Annotated in this window: 3 protein-coding genes and 1 pseudogene; 1 reads left to right on the forward strand and 3 read right to left on the reverse strand. The window is 70.5% G+C overall.

The genetic code is table 11. The features are described from left to right. Positions 1 to 378 precede the first annotated feature (378 nt). The 3 genes from IEZ12_RS35905 to IEZ12_RS35915 all read right to left on the reverse strand — a co-directional run bounded on the left by IEZ12_RS35905 (position 379) and on the right by IEZ12_RS35915 (position 3294). Positions 379 to 1179 (reverse strand): hypothetical protein, encoded by an 801-nt coding sequence (locus tag IEZ12_RS35905; RefSeq protein WP_189278413.1) that lies wholly within the window; start codon positions 1177 to 1179, stop codon positions 379 to 381. 746 nt (positions 1180 to 1925) lie between these two features. Then, entirely contained in the window at positions 1926 to 2246 is a 321-nt protein-coding gene (locus tag IEZ12_RS35910; RefSeq protein ID WP_189278415.1) for a PIN domain-containing protein, read from the reverse strand. Between the two features lie 394 nt (positions 2247 to 2640). After that, positions 2641 to 3294 (reverse strand): hypothetical protein, encoded by a 654-nt coding sequence (locus IEZ12_RS35915; RefSeq protein WP_189278417.1) that lies wholly within the window; start codon positions 3292 to 3294, stop codon positions 2641 to 2643. Positions 3295 to 4052: 758 nt separating this feature from the next. Between IEZ12_RS35915 and IEZ12_RS39775 the strand changes: the two are divergent. Beyond that, positions 4053 to 4190 (forward strand): annotated as a pseudogene (locus IEZ12_RS39775) (ATP-grasp ribosomal peptide maturase); the annotation flags it as partial.

The raw sequence follows: 4190 nt of genomic DNA on the forward strand, positions 1-4190 counted from the left end.
GACGCTCCGCCGACAGCACCTGCACACCCAGACCAACGCCGCCCAGCCCACAGGGTTACGAGACAGCCTTTAGCCTGCCGGCTTGGGCTCCGACGTGGCCGCTGTCGCTGCTGCCGGACGGCGCCGACCAGAAGCCCGGGTCGGCCCATCGATGCCGCCCGTGCCGAGGAACGGGATCGAGCGGTGGTCGCAGGCCCTGTCGCCGTGGAGCCCGCCGAGCGTGCGGCATTCGGGGCCGCGCCGCAAGCGGATGGACGGGACGGCGTCGACTTCACCTGCCGGACCCGCGACCGGGCGGCCCCGGGGCGCGGATCGTACGGCTGCCCCGCCCTGGGCCCCGGGCGTCGGTGTCCGGTCGGTGTGCCTGGGCGTCCTCGGTCAGCCGAGGAGGAGCGAGTAGTCGACGGTGCTGCGGCCGGTGAAGCCGCTTCCCCCGCCGATCGTGGGAATCACAGCCTGGCTCGCAAGGGGGGTGCCGGCCGTGAAGCCGTTTCCGGTGCAGCTGGTGATGTTGATGCTGAAGGTCTGGTTGGCGCCGTTGCAGGTGAGGACGGTGACCACGCCTTCGCCGGCGGCTGCGAGGTTGCCGGGTTGGACCTGGTCGAGGGTGATGATCGTCGAGGTCGGGGTGGGTGTGCCGGTGGCGCAGTTGTAGTAGCCGGTGCGGGTGACGGTGCCGTTGCCCGGGAAGGTCGCGGACGGGTCGAGGTGCACGTAGACGCCGCCGGTGACGGTGTCGGCGGTGTCGACGGCCGTCACGGGGCCGTCGGTCAGGCCGGCGACCACGGTGATCTCCTGGGTGCCGCTCATGCCGACCTGGGTGGCGGTCACGGTCTGCGTCTTGTTCACGTTCGCGGTGCCGCACGGGACGGCGACCTCCGCGGACGCGTCGTTGCCGTGCTGGTCGAACTCGACGCGCAGCGCGGCGTTTCCGCCGGGGGCGGCGGTGTCGGTGCAGGTGTAGAGGATGTTGGCGGACACGGTGCCGACGCCGACGGTGACACTGCTCGGCATGATGCTGACCGACAGCCCGCCGGTGACGATGGCGGACCTCGGGCTGGCCGCGGCGGACGGTGCCCGGTCCGTCACGTACACCCCGAACCCGACCAGCAGGAGTGCGACGGCGGTCAGGGCGACGAGGAGCCTCTTCGGGGCGGGGAGCGGACGGATTCCGGGCATCGGTGGATCACCTTTCGGCGAGTGGAGGGGCGTGCCTCCAAGACACAATCCGACCGGTGCCGCCAGCAAGTCGTGTTGGTGCGTCGGGAGGAGGCCATGGCGTCTGGCCCGGCCGCGCAGGAGCTGACCGTTCATCATGGCGACGATCGCCCGGGTCTACGCGTCCGATCCGGGCGCACAGGGACTGACCGACGGGCAGCGGACCGGACTACAGGGGATCATCTCGTCGCCCTCGTCCGCGCCGGCGTGAGGTTCGAGAACGGCGTCCTGGTCGAGCGCGCGGAGGCCGCCGCTGCCTGATCACGCGTCCGAGGGTGTCCCCAAGTACGGTGCGCCGAGGAGGGTGAGGGGGTGGGATCGGGCGTCTACTCCGGTCCCCGAGGCGCACCAGAGGGACCGTCCAGCCACCCCCCTTTGCCCCAGGCCGCCCATCGCAGACACTGCGGGCCGGAGCCCGAGCGGGCGCCGCCCACCCTAGCCCGGCCCGCTGACAAGACCGTGGCCCCATCCACAGAGCTTGGCAATTGCTCGTACCGACAGCGGCTGGAACTGACCAGCGGTCACACGATTCCGGCCCTGGGCAGCCCATATGCGCACAGAACTGAAGGGTCGGCCGGGCTCGCGGCCTTCCGGGGTGCAACGCCCTCCCCTGTCGCGCGCACCTCGGAGGGCCCGGGTTCATGCCTTCGGTATGTGAGCGATTTTGCGGGCGTTGTCGGGGACGTCGGCCGTTTTGGAGTCGGTGGTCAGTTGTGGGCACAGCGGGGTCTCGGCGAGCGCGATGTACAGCGCGTCGCCGACGTAGGTGCGGTCCCGCAGCTCCCAGGCGCGCAGCTGGAGGTCCAGCGGATCGGGATCTGCTGGACCTCCAGCGCGTCCAGGTCCGCGATTGCCGTGCCGGCGTCCTTCTCGGTGAGCGCGCCGCGCTGCATCGTTCGCACGATCGCCCGGCTCGCCTCGTGGTCCAGGTGCGCCGGCGCGTACACGTCCTCGCCGACCAGCCGCGCTCGCTCGGCGACGGGGCCGGTGCCGGTCAGCGGCTTCACGGTGGCGCTGGCGTCGATCATGATCACCGCTGCCCGCTCAGGCCTCCGGCGCGGACGTCCTGGAGGGTGTCGTCGATGTTGTTCGTGTCGGCAGGTGTGCCGGGTTGAGCCTTGGACTGGCTATGGCGAGGGCCGCTGCGGAGAGATACCTCGGTGGCGGTCTATTGGAGCTTTCCCGATCCGAGCGATTCGTTCCGGCTGGCCCTGGGTCGGGCGTACTGCACAACCGCCGCGCTGCTGTTTGGGTTCGCGGACGTGGTGCGTGGGCGATCTTGCAGCCGGTGCCGGTGCCGGTGCCGTGGGTTGCGGTCCCGGATGTGCGGGAGTTGGGTGGTCGGGATGGCCGGGGCGGCGGGCCTGTCGTGGCGGGTGGTGGCGGTGGCCTGGCTGGTGGGCTCTGCCGGTATGGCGTGTTCTAGAGGTCGGTGCCGTTGAGGAGGACGCGGTAGATGATCCTGGTGTCGTCGGTGGTCACCTCGGTGCAGAGGTTGCGGCGGTCGAGCAGCCAGCCGTTCGTCTCGCAGCGTTGGCGGGGTCGGATCCGGTCGGCGGCTGTTGCGGTCGGTATGTCGGGTGGGCCTGCCAGGTAGAGCGTGCGCCAGCAGGTGGCGCCGTGGCCGTTGCCGCAGCCGTTGCCGGTCTCGAGGACGGTGTAGCCGGGTGGCGGTTCGGGCATGGCCTTCTGGGACGGGAGTCCCGCTTCGTGGAAGGCCACGAGCGCCAGCAGCGGGGTCGCGGGGAGGACAAGGGCCAACTGGCCGTAGAAGGCGATGCCCGCGGCCCGGGACCAGCCGATCGGGCGCTCGGTGCGCGGGCCGGCGATCCGCCGGTCCAGCCACATGCCGATCAGGACGGCCGCTTCGGCGAGCGGCGTGTAGAGCAGGTAGAGCTCGGCCTCGCTACGCGGGTGCAGCAGGTCGAACGCCACCGCGAGTGCCAGTGCCAGCCAGAGCAGTAGCGCGGCGGCGACGGGTGCTCGGAGCGGCGTGGGACGGGCGCGCAGCAGCCAGTGGGTGAGCGGCAGCAGCGCGAACAGCATCCCGACGACGGCCCACAGCACGATCCTCACGATTCGAAACCCCTCCTGGCGGTGGACGACGGCAACCCGGGAAGTCGGACGCTCGGGCAGCGGCCGCCGGTTCCGGCGCGAAGGCCGTCGGCCGGACGGAGCGGCCGGCGGTGGCACGGCTCCCCGGGTCGAGATGTAGTTCTTTGCGGTCCCCGGTGGCACTCCTGCGGCTGCGTCGACGGCCCGGTGGGGCAGGCTGTGCCAGCCGGCCTCGGCCAGCACCTCGATGGCTGCGTCGCCCAGCAGGTCGCAGCAATTCTGATTGCCCGTCAATTCCCTTTGCTTGTCGTCACCTTGTGCATCCTGCCCGAGCGTGTTACCACGGATGTGGTCGTCGGCGGCGCGGCGGCGAACGCCAACAAGTCGCGGTGACCTGCCCATGGCCTCCGCTCAGGCAGAGGGAGAGCCATCCGTATGAACAGCCGGAAGAACGGGAGTCGAACGATGAAAACCCGAGACCACGGCGCCCCCTGGGGCACCACCCGCATGGCGCCGTACACCGAGGCCGCCGTGGTTCCCCTGCTTACCCCGGTGATCGACCCCGAGACCCAGATTGCCGTGATCATCGACGAGTACGGCCATGCCGTCGAGCTCGGCGACCACCTGGCCGCCAGCAGTCCCTCGAACTCCACGAGCACCAACGTCAGCAGCAGCACGCAGAGCTCCACGAGCACGAGTGGTCCGGACAGCTCCGACTCCGACAGCAACTCCGACTCGGACAACGACTCGGACTCTGACCATAGCCCCAGCGGCTGGTGATGACAGACCCGAGTGGGACGGCGCTGGTGCTGACCAGCCACCATGACGTGACCGCAGACCTCGTCCTGCGCGTCCTCGTGGAACGCCGGGTCCCGGTAGTTCGTCTCGACCCCGGCGTCGATCTGCACGCAGGTGCC

Origin of the sequence: Kitasatospora griseola (assembly GCF_014648555.1) — a bacterium.
Lineage (GTDB): Bacteria > Actinomycetota > Actinomycetes > Streptomycetales > Streptomycetaceae > Kitasatospora > Kitasatospora griseola.